General features: G+C 67.7%; 14 protein-coding genes and 1 pseudogene. 9 read left to right on the top strand and 6 right to left on the bottom strand.

The genetic code is table 11. From position 1 onward, the window contains the following. Nucleotides 1-37: 37 nt before the first annotated feature. A complete protein-coding gene (locus CVUC_RS16560; protein ID WP_096033488.1) occupies nt 38-592 on the bottom strand; it encodes a hypothetical protein in 555 nt (184 codons plus the stop codon). After that, entirely contained in the window at nt 589-1,545 is a 957-nt protein-coding gene (locus CVUC_RS16555; RefSeq protein WP_096033487.1) for a glycosyltransferase family 2 protein, read from the bottom strand. Before CVUC_RS16555 ends, CVUC_RS16560 begins: the two co-directional genes overlap by 4 nt. 157 nt (nt 1,546-1,702) lie before the next feature. Here CVUC_RS16555 and CVUC_RS16550 point away from each other — a divergent pair, with 157 nt between their 5' ends. The 3 genes from CVUC_RS16550 (at nt 1,703) to CVUC_RS16540 (ending at nt 4,297) form a co-directional block, all read left to right on the top strand. Continuing rightward, nucleotides 1,703-2,050, top strand: coding sequence for a helix-turn-helix domain-containing protein (locus CVUC_RS16550; RefSeq protein WP_010919937.1), 348 nt, complete (start codon nt 1,703-1,705; stop codon nt 2,048-2,050). An 11-nt stretch (nt 2,051-2,061) separates the two neighbouring features. Further along, the gene (locus CVUC_RS16545; protein ID WP_096033486.1) at nt 2,062-3,474 is read left to right on the top strand and encodes a calcium-binding protein; all 1,413 of its coding nucleotides are present in this window, start codon (nt 2,062-2,064) and stop codon (nt 3,472-3,474) included. A 106-nt stretch (nt 3,475-3,580) separates the two neighbouring features. Then, on the top strand, nt 3,581-4,297 hold the full coding sequence (locus tag CVUC_RS16540; protein ID WP_096033485.1) for a hypothetical protein: 717 nt from the start codon (nt 3,581-3,583) through the stop codon (nt 4,295-4,297). Between the two features lie 73 nt (nt 4,298-4,370). Here the strand turns inward: CVUC_RS16540 and CVUC_RS16535 are convergent, their stop codons facing one another. Next, nucleotides 4,371-5,549, bottom strand: coding sequence for a vWA domain-containing protein (locus CVUC_RS16535; RefSeq protein ID WP_096033484.1), 1,179 nt, complete (start codon nt 5,547-5,549; stop codon nt 4,371-4,373). 168 nt (nt 5,550-5,717) lie between these two features. Then, nucleotides 5,718-6,254 carry a GNAT family N-acetyltransferase gene (locus CVUC_RS16530; protein ID WP_096033483.1) on the bottom strand — a complete coding sequence of 179 codons (537 nt, stop codon included), beginning with the start codon at nt 6,252-6,254 and terminating at the stop codon, nt 5,718-5,720. A gap of 16 nt (nt 6,255-6,270) precedes the next feature. On the opposite strand from CVUC_RS16530, the gene CVUC_RS16525 reads away from it, so the two are divergent. The 6 genes and pseudogenes from CVUC_RS16525 to CVUC_RS20550 all read left to right on the top strand — a co-directional run. Further along, entirely contained in the window at nt 6,271-7,191 is a 921-nt protein-coding gene (locus CVUC_RS16525) for a histone deacetylase family protein (RefSeq protein WP_096033482.1), read from the top strand. Continuing rightward, nucleotides 7,188-7,847 (top strand): histidine phosphatase family protein, encoded by a 660-nt coding sequence (locus CVUC_RS16520; RefSeq protein ID WP_096033481.1) that lies wholly within the window; start codon nt 7,188-7,190, stop codon nt 7,845-7,847. The genes CVUC_RS16525 and CVUC_RS16520 overlap by 4 nt, the downstream gene beginning before the upstream one ends. A gap of 97 nt (nt 7,848-7,944) precedes the next feature. Further along, the gene (locus tag CVUC_RS16515; RefSeq protein ID WP_010919931.1) at nt 7,945-8,199 is read left to right on the top strand and encodes an exodeoxyribonuclease VII small subunit; all 255 of its coding nucleotides are present in this window, start codon (nt 7,945-7,947) and stop codon (nt 8,197-8,199) included. 37 nt (nt 8,200-8,236) lie between these two features. Continuing rightward, nucleotides 8,237-9,121 (top strand): polyprenyl synthetase family protein, encoded by an 885-nt coding sequence (locus CVUC_RS16510; RefSeq protein WP_010919930.1) that lies wholly within the window; start codon nt 8,237-8,239, stop codon nt 9,119-9,121. A 17-nt stretch (nt 9,122-9,138) separates the two neighbouring features. Further along, complete coding sequence (dxs, locus tag CVUC_RS16505) at nt 9,139-11,061, top strand: 1-deoxy-D-xylulose-5-phosphate synthase (RefSeq protein WP_010919929.1); 1,923 nt, start codon at nt 9,139-9,141, stop codon at nt 11,059-11,061. An 86-nt stretch (nt 11,062-11,147) separates the two neighbouring features. Next, nucleotides 11,148-11,281 (top strand): annotated as a pseudogene (locus CVUC_RS20550) (hypothetical protein); the annotation flags it as partial. A 108-nt stretch (nt 11,282-11,389) separates the two neighbouring features. Here CVUC_RS20550 and flgH read toward each other — a convergent pair. Both flgH and flgA read right to left on the bottom strand, forming a co-directional pair. Then, nucleotides 11,390-12,124 carry a flagellar basal body L-ring protein FlgH gene (gene flgH / locus CVUC_RS16500; protein ID WP_010919927.1) on the bottom strand — a complete coding sequence of 245 codons (735 nt, stop codon included), beginning with the start codon at nt 12,122-12,124 and terminating at the stop codon, nt 11,390-11,392. A 12-nt stretch (nt 12,125-12,136) separates the two neighbouring features. After that, on the bottom strand, nt 12,137-12,940 hold the full coding sequence (gene flgA / locus CVUC_RS16495; protein ID WP_096033480.1) for a flagellar basal body P-ring formation chaperone FlgA: 804 nt from the start codon (nt 12,938-12,940) through the stop codon (nt 12,137-12,139). Nucleotides 12,941-12,944 lie beyond the last annotated feature (4 nt).

Below are 12,944 nucleotides of genomic sequence, written 5' to 3'. Positions count from 1 at the left end.
AAACGCTTTAGATGATTCCATCTAGAGCTAAAGGGCTCTAGCGTCGCGGGTCTGCCGCCCCCTTCAGGGACAGGTTCCAGAGATAGACCTGCCGCGCCCGCGAACCGGTGGGCAGACGCTTGAGCTGCTCGATCTGGCTCTTGGCGAGACGGAACGGACGATAGCCCCGGCCACGGAGGCAGGCTTCCAGCGCAGGCTCGAGTTGCCGGGCGACCTCGCGCCAGGTCTTGTTCATGTGCAGCTGCGCCCGCGCGGCGTGGTCGACCAGGGCGTTGACGTCCATGTTGGGCTGCGTCGCGTCCTGCTGCGCCAGACCGTCCGGCTGCGCGGCGTCGGTCATGTAGGTCAGGTCCACCAACGGAATCGACACCGGCGCCTTGGTTTGCGCCTCGTAGGCGCATTCGACCGCGTCGGTCCGGTACTGCAGGAACGAGGTCCCGGCCTTGCCCCAGCTGTCGCGCGACGCCGCCAGGGCGGGTTGCGCGGCGACGACCGTGATCAAGCCTAGGGCGAGGGGGAGGAGCCGAAGCATCGCGCGTTCCAACGTTTCCGTCCGTGATAGCGGTAACGAGGTTCGCCGAAAAGGCGTCAACGCGTGATCGGCGCCAGGCGCTGGGGCGAGCGCTCGGTTTGCCGGTGCGCCATCCGCAGCAACGGGCGGGCGACGGCCGCGCTCAGGATCAGCGGCGCCAGCAGCAAGGCCAGGGCCTTGCGGCGCCTGCTGTCGGCCCGCTTGAGGAAGTAGCGCACCAGGCCCTTTCCCTTGTGCCACTCGATGACCAGCGGGCTTTCACGGCTGGTGGAGCCGACATGCACGACCCGGGCGTGCGGCTGGAACAGCACGCATCCGCCCTGGCGACGGGCGCGCCAGCACAGGTCGATATCCTCGACATGCAGGAAGTAGCCTTCGTCGAACCCGCCGAGGCGCTGGAAATCTCGGGCGCTCACATAAAAGCAGGCGCCCGAGATCGTCGGGGTGTCCACCGGGAAGGGCGGGATGGGCTCACCTTCCCGGTGGATCTCGAAGCGGCGCAGCGGGGGCAGGGTGGCGCTAAGCTTCGAGAGGCTGAGCAGGGTGGTCACCGGCGTGATCTCGCCACGCCGGCCGCCCCGCTGTTCGGTGCCGTCGGTGTTGAACACCCGCGCGCCCACCACACAGGGCGAGGGGCGATCCCGCGCGGCCTCGCGCAGGGCGGCGACCGCGCCGGGGGTCAGGAAGGCGTCGGGATTGAGGAAGACCAGCTCGTCCCCCTTCGCCGCCGTCGCGCCCAGATTGGCGGCGCGGGCGAAGCCGATATTGCCCAGGCCCTGCAGCAGCCGCACGCGCGGTTCCCGGCGGGCCAGGTCGCGGAGCCAGGCGGCGTCGGCGAGCGAGGAGCCATTGTCGACGATGACGAACTCGTCGACCCGAGGCTCGTCCAGCGCATGACGGATGCTCTCCATCAGCGCCGGACCAGTCATGTAGACGACCATGACCAGCGACAGGCGAGGCCGCGTCGTCGCGGCGGCGGATCCTGAGGCGATGGGATCGAGGGGGAGGTACATGGCGACGCTTCGTTCAAAATAGTTGCGTTAAAACTGTATGTGGCGAGCGACCGGCTTGCAAGCCCTTCGATCGACCTGAACGACGGATGTTGCGTTTTTATGCAATGTGTAACAACTAGGGGAAACGCCTGCGGTTGGGCGTGCGAGCAGCGTTGCGATGTCACGAACGGCGATGAATCCCGCCAAGGCGGCCTTGACCAAGAGTTTGCGGCGCGAGGCCGGCCGGTGGCTGAAGGCGGCCCGCGAAGCGGCGGGGCTCACCCAGGCCGAGTTGGCCGAGAAGACGGGGCTTCGCTACTACACCTTCGTCTCGCAGGTGGAGAACGGCCTGGGTCGCGTGCCGATCGAGGCGCAGGCGGTCTGGGCGCAAAGCCTTGGCCTGGATCCCACCCAGTTCGCGCGGACCCTGCTGCGCTATTACGAGCCTGAGCTCTATCGGCTGTTGTTCGACGGCGCGGCCGAAGAGGTCGAGCCCTTCGTCGCCGACCAGGCGGCGCAGGCCTGACGCGCGCCGCCATGGGTGAGGTCCTAGCCTTCAGTCCCCGGCCCCCGGCCACCGACTGGTCCGCCAACGAGCGGGGCCTGCTGCTGCTGCTCACCCAGCAACTGACCGCCAGCTATGGCGAGGTCGACGGCGTGTTTGGCCAGACCGACTCCGGGGATCCCTGGTACGTGGTCACCGACGCCAATCAGGACGTGCTCGTTCACATCGCCCGCATCGACGGCCAGTTCGTCGTGCACGATGCGGCCGTCGACATGTTCCATCAGGTCGGCAGCCTGTGGGGCGCGCTTCGTCAGGTTCTCGCCTCAGGCGCGCCGGAGGCGCCGACAGGGGTCGTGGTCGCGTTCAACCCGGCCAGCCGCGAGGCGCAGTCGTTCCTGTCTCTGGTGGTCGCCTTCGGCCTCTATCTGGAGCTTCGCGGCGTCGAGTTCGGCCAGACGGGGCGCCTGGACTTCGACAGCGCGCCGCGCGCCGGTGATCCGGCGATGCAGGCGCTGACCTCGAAACTCATCGCCGCGCTGAACCTGGACGCCGGCAAGAGTGAGGCCGAGGCGATCGTCGCCGCCGCCGTCGCCCGCGAGCTGGGCCCGCAAGCCCCGTTCAAGGCGGTGCAGGGGTCCGCCATCGCCGTGCAAGCCGCCAATGCCGAGTCGCCGAGCCTGGGCGCGTTCAAGCCGCCGAGCGCGCTGGGCGCGCCGCCCTCAGCGGCGCATGCGCCGTCCGGCCAGGCCGGCGCTTCGCCGCCGCCCGGCGACACGCCAGGCGATGTCGAGGTTTCGGGCGAAGGGTTCGCGACCGGCAAGTCGCTGACGCACGGCACGCCCGGCGCTGATGTTCTGGCCGGCTCGTCCGGGGGCGACACCATCCGCGCCGGCGGCGGCGATGACTATGTCGACGGCCGCGGCGCGGGCGCGGGACAGGTCGATCGGCTCGACGGCGGGGACGGCGACGACCAGATCGTCATGGGCGCGCGCGTCGTCGCCAGCGGCGGCGCAGGGGCCGACACGTTCCTGGTCTCCGCCCAGCCGCCGACCGACAAGGCCGAAGGCCTGCTGGGCGTCGTGCTCGATTTCTCCGTGGCCCGCGGCGACCAGCTTGAGGTTCAGGGCAAGGGGGAGATGACGGTCGTCAGCTCCACGGCGGTCGCCGACGTCCTGGCCGCCCAGGGCGCGACGTTGGGCGAGAGCAACATCGCTGTCCTGGCGGAGATCAGCCCGCCGGTCGCCGGCGCCCGCGTCGGCTTCGACATCAATGGCGATGGGCAGGAAGATGTCTTCATCCTGCTGGGTGGCGCGGCGCCGACCAGCTTCCATGTCGGCATGACAATCGCCAACGATCACGCCGCCGCGCCGGTGGACAAGGTCTCGCTGGTAGGCCAGCCGAGCGTTGATCTGGGGCCCGTGGGCGAGCCTGCGCCGCGCGGCTGAGCGGGCGGCAGGCCGCGCGAGCACCCTTGAGCTTCAGCGATGTTTTGCGTGGTAAGGCGGCGGCAAAGTGCGCTAACTCGCTCACTCTGAGGTGGAGTTTAGGCGCATGTTCGCGGGTCCTGGTGAGCCGAGCGTTGGGTCGTCTAGGTGGACAAGGCGCGCAGCGATCGGCGCGATCCTGTCGGCTGGAGCCGGCGCGGTGGCGGCGTGCTCGCCCTTTTCGGGCGGCTATCGTTTCAAGATCGAGATCGAGATCGAGGTTGGTGGTCAACGCTACTTCGGAAAGGGCGTGCGCGAAACCGTGACGCGCGAGCAGAGCGCGTGGCCCGATCAAACCTCCCTTCTGACCCGGAAGACGCGCGGCGAGGCGTTCTGGATTGATGTTCCGGGGTTCCCGACCTTGTTCGTTCTCTTGCCGCGTTACGATGGGTCCTTCTTGCAAGAGTGGAACCCTGACCTTTACCTCGTGAAAACAGAGTATAGGCGCGACGAATTCGAAAGATACTCGGTTGATAAAAAGATCGACCGAGCGACCTTGGCGCTCTCGCAAATGCCGGCGCTTTTATACTTCAAGAATTTTTCTGATCCCGCTTCGGGGGAGGTTCTGGCCCCCGCCAATATCGCGAAGGTCTATGGCTCAGGTGCGCGAGTCGTCCGCGCTTCGGTAGCGCGAACTCGTGAATCTGTGAGTCGAGGTATTAGAAGGAAAATTCCGTGGATGGGGAGGGAGATACGGGCCTACAGTGCGTTTGACATGCAAGTTCAATCTCCCAACAGATACATATTCAATATTCGGCACTTCTATTCTTGGGGAATTATGTAAATATTTACCTATATGTTGCTGTGGGTTCTGAATTCGCGGTGAATCAGTGGGGGTAGATACTTGCTCCCCCCGCCTAACCCCGCACCAACTCCCGCATGGCCTTGTCCAGGCCCTCAATGGTCAGCGGGAACATCCGGTCGGCCATGATCTGGCGCATCACCCCGATCGACTGGGTGTAGTCCCAGTGGCGTTCCGGCGTAGGGTTTAGCCAGATGCAGCTCTGATAGATGTCGGTGACGCGCTGCATCCAGATCGCGCCCGGCTCTTCGTTCCAGTGCTCGACGCTGCCGCCCGGATAGGTGATCTCGTAGGGGCTCATCGTGGCGTCGCCGACGAAGATCACCTTGTAGTCGGCCGGGAACTTGTGGAGCACGTCGAAGGTCGGGATCTTCTCGGTCTGGCGACGCTTATTGTCCTTCCAGACGGCCTCATAGAGGCAGTTGTGGAAGTAGTAGAACTCCAGGTTCTTGAACTCGGTGCGCGCGGCGCTGAACAGCTCCTCGCAGAGCTTGATATGGCTGTCCATCGAGCCGCCGATATCGAAGAACAACAGCACCTTGATGGCGTTGCGGCGCTCGGGCCGTAGCTGGATGTCGAGATAGCCCTTCTCGGCGGTGCCCTTGATGGTGCCGTTCAGGTCCAGTTCCTCGGCCGCGCCGGTGCGGGCGAACTTGCGCAGGCGCCGCAGGGCGACCTTGATGTTGCGGGTGCCCAGTTCGACGCTGTCATCGAGGTTCTTGTATTCGCGCTTGTCCCAGACCTTCACGGCCCGGCCGTGGCGGCCCTTGTCCTGGCCGATGCGCACGCCTTCGGGGTTGTAGCCGTTGTTGCCGAACGGGCTGGTGCCGCCCGAGCCGATCATCTTGTTGCCGCCCTCGTGGCGCTTTTTCTGCTCGCGCAGGCGCTCCTGCAGAGTCTCCATCAGCTTCTCGAAGCCGCCCAGGGCCTCGATCTGGGCCTTTTCCTCGTCGGTGAGGAACTTCTCGGTCAGGGCTTTCAGCCATTCCTCGGGAATGTCGGCGGCCAAGCCGTCATTGACCGTCTCCAGGCCCTTGAAGACGTGGCTGAACACGCGGTCGAACTTGTCGAGGTTCTTCTCGTCCTTCACCAGGCTGGCGCGCGAGAGGAAATAGAAGTCCTCCACCGAGCGGTCGATGACGTCCTTGTCGAGCGCCTCCATGAGCAGGAGGTACTCGCGGAGACTGACCGGCACCTTGGCCTGACGGAGCTCAGAGAAGAAGCGGAGGAACATCGGCGCGACTTTCGAACAGGTGTTCGGATTGTGTCGGGTTCTGAAAGAAGACGCAATGGCGTGCGTCCTTCGAGGCCCGCTGCGCGGGCGCCTCAGGATGAGGAGCGCTGTTCTGAATTCCTCATCCTGAGGTGCGAGCCATTGGCGAGCCTCGAAGGACGCAGGGACTCACCCCCGCCGCAGGATGAACTCCAGATCGTTCGTCTCGCCCACAGGGAAGAAATACTCGCCGACCCTCGCAAAGCCCAAACGACCGTAGAGCCGCTGCGCCCCAAAGTTCTCCGACCATACCCCGATCCACAGCCGACGCGGGCCGGCGGCCTCCAGCCAGTCCAGCGCCGTGTTCAGCAGGCGAGACCCGCGCCCGCCACCCCGGTGGGCTTTCAACAGATAGATCCGCTTGAGCTCGCCGTCTTCGGGCGCGACCTCATCGTGGGGCAGGTCGCAGGGGCCGGCCAGGGCGTAGCCAACGGCCTCGCCGTCCGCGTCCTCCATCAGCCAGGTGGCCTTGTCCGGATGGGCCAGATCGTTGCGCGTCCGCTCAAGACCATAGGCGTAGGCGAGAAAGGTCTCCAGATCCTCGGGCGGATAGAGGTGGGCGAAGGTCTCGCTGAAGGTGCGTGCGCCCAGGCTCGACACCGTGTCGGCGTCGTCGATCGTGGCCCGACGAATGGTGTACGAGGCGGTGGTCGGATCAGCGTTCACGGTCTAGGAGTCTCCCATGGCTCTCGCGCTTTATACGCATTTGGACATGCTCGACCACCGGCCGGGCGACCGGCATGTCGAGCGCCCGGAACGTCTGCGGGCGGTGCTCGACGCGCTGAACGACGATCCGAATCTGGCGCTCGATCCGATGGACGCGCCGCTGGTCGAGATCGAGGATCTGCTGCGGGTCCATCCCAAGGCCTATGTGGACGCCGTCTTCGCCGCCGCGCCTTCGACGGGACGCGTGGCCCTGGATCCGGACACGGTGCTGTCCGCAGGCAGCCTCGCCGCTGCGCGTCGGGCTGCGGGCGCCAGCGTGGCGGCGGTGCGGGCCGTGGCGGAGGGCATGACCGAGCGCGCCTTCTGCGCCGTGCGGCCTCCGGGCCACCACGCCGAGCCGGGCGTGGCCATGGGCTTCTGCGTCTTCTCCAGCGTCGCCGTCGCCGCCCGGGCCGCCCAGGCTGCGGGCCTGCAGCGCGTGGCGATCGTCGATTTCGACGTCCATCACGCCAACGGCACCCAGGCGGTGTTCGAGCATGACCCGACCGTGTTCGTGGCCTCGATCCACCAGTCGCCGCTCTATCCGGGCACCGGTGATCCCAGCGAGACGGGGCTTGGCAACATCGCCAACGCCACGGTGCCCGCCCATGCGTCTCGCGAGACCTGGCGGTCGCGATTCGAGGGCCTGATGGACAAGGTCGACGCCTTCGCCCCCGAACTGGTGATCGTTTCGGCCGGTTTCGACGCCCATGCGCGCGATCCCCTGTCGGCGCAAAGCCTGGAGGAGGACGACTTCGCCTGGGCGACCCGCGCGATCCTGTCGGTGGCCAGGGCTCGCGGCAAAGGCCGGGTTGTGTCCTCGCTCGAGGGCGGTTACGACCTGCAGGCGCTAGGGCGTTCCGCCGCCGCGCATGTACGCGCTCTTCAGGAGGAATGAGAGGACGGCGCGGCCTTCGGGCCATCGGGCTTCTCTTCAACATGGCTGCCGTCACCATCGCCGACCACAAGTCCCCGCCCGCGCGACCGGGCGTCATCACCCTGGCCCGCCACGGTGAGCCTGCGCTGTCGCGCAAGGTGACGCTCAACGCCCCTCAGTACGGAGACTGGTGGGCGCGCTACGAGGAGGGGGGGCTTAAGGCGGGGCAGACGCCGCCTTCCGGCCTGGTGGAGATTGCGCGGGACGCCGGCGCCATCATCGCCTCGACCCGCCTGCGCTCGATCGAGACCGCCAGGGCCGTCGTCGGGGAACGGGCGTTCGCAACCGACCCGACCTTCATCGAGGCGCCGCTGCCGCCGCCGCCCTGGCCGCTGTGGCTGCGGATGTCGCCCAAGCATCTGGGGTTCTTTGCGCGGTTCTGGTGGTGGTTCTTCGACAACCACGGCGGCCAGGAGACCCGCAAACAGGCCGAGGCCCGCGCCGGCCAGGCGGCCGACCTCCTGGTCGAGCTGGCCGAGAACGGTCAGGACGTGCTGGTTCTGGCCCACGGCTTCTTCAACTGGATGATCGCCGATGCGCTCAAGGCGCGGGGATGGGCGAAAATCGTTGATCAAGGTCACGCCTACTGGAGCATCAAGCGCTTCCGCCGCGCTTAGTCTGCAAAGCCTCTTCCCTTAACCACGCCTTGGCTCTAGGCCGTTGCCCGCGCCGCTCGTCGCCACTAGGCTGACGGCTGTTCACCTGAGAGTTGAAATGACCGACGCTGCGAACCCGCCCGCTGACATCTCCGCCCTCAGCTTCGAGGAAGCGCTGTCGCAGCTGGAGCGCATCGTGCAGGAGCTGGAGTCGGGCCAGGCTGCTCTCGAGCGCTCGATCGACATCTACGAGCGCGGCGCGGCCTTGAAGGCGCACTGCGAGAAGAAGCTCGAGGCCGCGCGCCTGAAGGTCGAAAAGATCGTGCTGGGGCAGGGCGGCGCGGTGGCCGCAGAACCGGCCGAGTTCAACTGATGCCCGGCCAGCGCCCGGCGTGCGAGGGGAGCCCCTCATGAGCGACCTTGCCAAGCGGATCGTCCAGGCGGCCGACATCGTCACCGTGGCGCTGGACGAGCTGTTGCCGCGCGCCGACGGCCCCGAGAGCCGCCTGACCGAGGCCATGCGCTACGCGGCGCTGGGCCCTGGCAAGCGCCTGCGGCCGTTCTTCGCCCTGGAAACCGGCAAGATGTTCGATCTGCCCGAGCGGCCGGTGCTGCGCGCGGCGTGCGCGCTGGAGTGCATCCACGCCTACAGCCTGGTGCATGACGACCTGCCCGCGATGGACGATGACGACGTGCGTCGTGGTCGCCCGACCGTGCACAAGCAATACGACGAGGCCACGGCCATCCTGGCGGGCGACGCCCTGCAGACGGCGGCCTTCGAGATCATGGCTCACCCGGACACCCACGACGACGGCCATGTCCGCTCGGAACTGGTGCGCAAGCTGGCTATCGCCTCGGGCGCGCGCGGAATGTGCGGCGGCCAGATGATCGACCTCCTGGGCGTTCGCGACGATCTGGGCGCTGTGGCGCGCATGCAGCGGCTGAAGACCGGCGCCCTGATCGCCTTCGCCTTCGAGATCCCGCTGATCATCGCCCGCGCCAAGGAGTCCGAGCGCTCGGCCCTGATGGCCTTCGCCCAGGACCTGGGTCTGGCCTACCAGATCGTCGACGACATCCTCGACGCCGAGGGCGATGAGGAGACCCTGGGCAAGGCCGCCGGCGGCAAGGACGCCGCCAAGGGCAAGGCCAACTACGTCACTTTGTTGGGGCTGGATGCGGCCAAGGAGCGCGTGACCCTTTTGGCCGAGCAGACGCGTTCCCATCTCGAAATCTTTGGCGAACGGGCCGAACATCTCCGCGCGAGCGTTGATTTCGTGCTGGACCGCCGCAACTGACCGCGCTTTTAACAGATATGTCTTCCAAAACTCCTCTGCTCGACACGATCGCCTCGCCCGCCGATACGCGCGGTCTCTCGCTCGCCGAGCTCAAGCAGCTCGCGGCGGAAGTCCGGGCTGAGACGATTGACGCCGTGTCGGTGACGGGCGGGCACCTGGGCGCGGGCCTGGGCGTGGTCGAACTGACGGTGGCCCTGCACCACGTGTTCGAGACGCCCAAGGACATCGTCATCTGGGACGTCGGCCACCAGGCCTATCCGCACAAGATCCTCACGGGTCGCCGCGACCGCATCCGCACCCTGCGCCAAGGCGGCGGCCTGTCGGGCTTCACCAAGCGGGCCGAGAGCGAATACGACCCGTTCGGCGCGGCCCACGCGGCCACCTCGATCTCGGCGGCGCTGGGCTTCTGCGCCGCGCGCGACGCGAAAGGTGAGGACAACAGCGTCATCGCCGTGATCGGTGACGGCTCGCTGGGCGCGGGCATGGCCTATGAGGCGATGAACGCGGCGACCGATACGACCAAGCGCCTGATCGTCATCCTCAACGACAACGACATGTCGATCGCCCCGCCGGTGGGCGGCATGAGCGCGTATCTCGCCAACCTCGTTTCGGGCGGCGCCTATCGCTCGGTGCGCAAGCTGGGCAAGACCGTCGTCGAGAAACTGCCCACGCCGATGCGCGAAGCCGCGCGGAAGGCGGAAGAGTACGCCCGCGGCATGGTCACCGGCGGCACCTTCTTCGAGGAGCTCGGCTTCTACTATATCGGCCCGATCGACGGCCACGATATGGACGCCCTGGTCAGCGTGCTCAAGAACGCCAAGGCGTTCGGCGACAAGCCCGTGCTGGTCCACTGCGTCACCCAGAAGGGCAAGGGCTACGCGCCCGCCGAAGGCGCGGCCGACAAGCTGCACGCGGTGGTCAAGTTCGACGTCGTCACCGGCCAGCAGCAGAAGGCGGCCGGCGGCCCGCCCAGCTACACCAAGGTCTTCGCCCAGGAACTGATCAAGCAGGCCGAGAAGGACGACAAGATCGTCGCCATCACCGCCGCCATGCCCTCCGGCACGGGCCTTGATCTGTTCGGCAAGGCCTTCCCCGAGCGCACCTTCGACGTCGGCATCGCCGAGCAGCACGCGGTGACCTTCGCCGCGGGCATGGCGGCCGACGGCATGAAGCCGTTCGCGGCGATCTATTCGACCTTCCTGCAGCGCGGCTACGACCAGGTGGTCCACGACGTCGCCATCCAGGGCCTGCCGGTGCGCTTCGCCATGGACCGCGCCGGTCTCGTCGGCGCCGATGGTCCCACCCACGCCGGCAGCTTCGACATCGGCTTCATGGGCGCTCTGCCCGGCATGGTGCTGATGGCCGCCGCCGACGAGGTGGAGCTGGCCCGCATGGTCGCCACCGCCGCCGAGATCGACGACCGCCCCAGCGCCTTCCGCTATCCGCGCGGCGAGGGCCTGGGTCTCGACATGCCGGCCATCGCCGAGCCGCTGGAGATCGGCAAGGGCCGCATCGTCCGCGAGGGGACCAGCGTCGCCATCGTCTCGTTCGGCACGCGTCTGTCGGAAAGCCTGAAGGCCGCCGACCTGCTGGCCGCGCGCGGGCTTTCCGCCACCGTCTGCGACGCCCGCTTCGCCAAGCCGCTCGATCTCGACCTCCTGCTCCGACTGGCCCGCGAGCACGAGGCCATCATCACGGTGGAAGAGGGTTCGATGGGCGGCTTCGGCGCCTTCGTGCTGCAGGCCCTGGCCCAGCACGGCGCCCTGGACCGCGGCCTGAAGATCCGCACCCTGTGCCTGCCGGACGTCTTCCAGGACCAGGACAAGCCTGACGCGATGTACGCCCAGGCGGGTCTGGACGCCGAAGGCATCCTGCGCGGGGCGCTGTCGGCCATGGGCATGGACAATGTCAGCGCGGCGGGCGCGGGGCGGCGGGCTTAAGGGCTCTTCTGCGAGCGCGAACGGCGTTCCGGCGGGGAGTAGGAAGGTCGGCTTTCTGGAGCGAGACCCAAGGCTGCTCGCGGCCCTTGGCGGACGTTCGAAAATCCTCCCCCCAGAGGGGGAGGAGACCGAAGGCCGGAGGGGGAAGTTCTGCCGAGCCGGCTTCTTCCCCCTCCGTCGGCTTCGCCGACACCTCCCCCGCTGGGGGGAGGATTTGGTCCGCTCACCACCCACTGCCGACGTTCGAAACGCCCGCTTCCCGGAGCTATCGCCCCTCGGGAACCGACCAGAGGCCGGCCCGATGGGCCTTGCGGTACGGGTCCCGCCCCTAGAACGGCGAGAACTTCTCGACCAGCGACTGGCCGGCCGGGGTCTTCTGCACGCGGCTGATGTCGCCGCGGCCGCCGTAGCTGATGCGGGCTTCGGCGATCTGAGTGTGGCGGATGGTGTTGGCCGAGGAGATGTCCTCGGGGCGGACGATACCGGCCACGGTCAGCTGGCGCAGCTCGGCGTTGGTGCGCACTTCCTGGGTGCCCTGGATGACCATGTTGCCGTTCGGCAGAACCTGGCTGACCACAGCGGCGATCGTCAGGCTGATCTTTTCCGACCGGCTGACGCCGCCCGAGCCGGCGTTGGTGGTGGTCGAGTTGGTCTCCAGCGCTGAGGCCGGATCGAAGCCGCCCGGCAGGAACTTGCCCAGGCTCGATTCCATGCCCAGCAGATGCGGCACGCCGGCCTTCATATTGGCGGTGCGCGAGCTGTTGGTCGCGTTCTTGGTGCTGGCGCTGTCATCGATGTCGATCATCACGGTGACGATGTCGCCGACGCGGCTGGCGCGCTGGTCGTTGAAGAAGGCGCGGGCCCCGACCCGCCACAGCGAGTTGGCCGAAGCCGCCTGCGGGGCGGGCTCGCGGGCCGACACGTACTGCTGTTGCATGGGGGCCAGCGGGGCCGGGTAGCCGACGGGCGCGAGATCCGGACCCTTGACGGCCTCCTTGACGGTCGAGCAGGCGGCCAGCGGGGCCAGGAGGACGGCGGCGGCGAGGATAGCAGGACGACGCATGATCTGGACCTCTTAGCGAGCGGCGAAACGGAGGGGTTGCGAGCGGGCTTGCAAGCTCTGGGCCTGCGGGCCGACAGCGGCGGCGCCGGGGCCGACGGCCACAGCCTGGATGATCTTCTTCGACAGAGTGTTCTGAACGGCGAACACATCACCGGCGGCGGCGGCGGCCATGGCCTTGCCCTGCAGTGACAGGGAGATTCCGCCGTCTTCATAGGTGATGGTGATCAAGTCGCCGCTCTTGATGACCTGGGCGGCGGCCACATCCTTCATCCCGACGGGAGCGCCTTCCCGCAGGGGACGCTTGGCGGCGAGGCCGATCACGGCGTCGGCGTCGCGCGGCGCATCGGCCGGGGCGCCGGCCATCTTCACCCAGATGAGATCCTGCGGCTGGACGATTTCGCCGGCCGACAGGCTGCGGGCGTAGGCAAGAACTTCCACATTGGCGCGCGGGGCGCCGGCCAGACGCGCGCCGGCCAGCTGAGCGCCGGGGGCGGCGCTCGACGAGACGCCGCCATTATCGACGCCCTCGCGAACGATGATCCGGCGCACGCCGTTGGCGTTGGTCCAGACGTAGCCCGCGCGGCGGGCCGACATCTGCACCTGACCGGCTTCGAGCACGGCGGTGGCGCCCATGCGTGCGGCGACCACGACGTTGGCGGCGGGGCCGCTGACGCCGTCGAAGAGATCGCCCAGAGTGATGCGGCCGTCGGCGTCGGTGGTGTCCATCCGCAGGGTCACGGGCGTTCCGGCGAAGGCGGGCGCCGACAGGGCGGTGATCACCAGGGTGGCGGCGGCGGCGAAGAGAAAGGCCTTCATGAGC

This window comes from Caulobacter vibrioides (genome assembly GCF_002858865.1).
GTDB classification, from domain to species: domain Bacteria; phylum Pseudomonadota; class Alphaproteobacteria; order Caulobacterales; family Caulobacteraceae; genus Caulobacter; species Caulobacter vibrioides.
The sequence above is the reverse complement of the archived record's forward strand: the minus strand, read 5'-3'. Positions and strand labels throughout refer to the sequence as shown.